This is a genomic window from Pseudomonas sp. 05N434, from assembly GCF_056396965.1.
This window is the reverse complement of sequence record NZ_JBFTMK010001048.1, coordinates 1-581: the sequence shown is the minus strand read 5'-3', so window position 1 is coordinate 581 and position 581 is coordinate 1. Positions and strand designations below refer to the sequence as shown.

The window sequence follows — 581 nt, the reverse complement described above, 5'->3', positions numbered from 1 at the left end:
ATCCAGCTCACCGACAATCAGCGCTTCATCAAGACCGGCCTGGGCGATACGGCTGCCATCCGGCGCGGCGATGCTGCTCTGGCCGCAATACTGGATCTCGCCCTCGCTCCCACAGTAGTTGGCGTAAGCCACATAACACTGGTTTTCGAAGGCCCGGGCGCGGACGGTGACGTCGGCGATGAAATCGTAGGGAATCATGTTCGCCGTCGGCACCAGGATCAGCTCGGCACCGGCCAACGCCAGACGCCGGGCGTTTTCCGGGAACTCCAGGTCGTAGCAGATCAAAAAGCCAAGCTTCCAGCCATTGAGTTCAACCAACGGAAACTCATCCGGCCCGGGGCTGAACATCGAGTGATCGAGGTCACCGAACAGATGAGTCTTGCGGTAGTTGCACAGCCGCTCGCCATGGGCGTCGATCAACTGCACGGCGTTGTAGATCTGCCCATCCTCGGTACGCTCGGGGTAGCCATACAGAATGGCGATCCCGGCTGCCTTGGCGATGCGCGCGATTTGCTGCGCCGATTCACCGTTGTGCACCTCCGCCAGCACGCTGACGGCGTCTATGCCACGGCGTCTATGCC

The 581-nt window shown here is 61.3% G+C and carries 1 protein-coding gene; it reads right to left on the bottom strand.

Annotated elements, in window-relative coordinates; genetic code table 11:
* Nucleotides 1-581, bottom strand: a 581-nt coding sequence (locus tag AC1DLB_RS31640; protein WP_477786484.1) for a carbon-nitrogen hydrolase family protein, incomplete at both ends; no start/stop codon positions are given.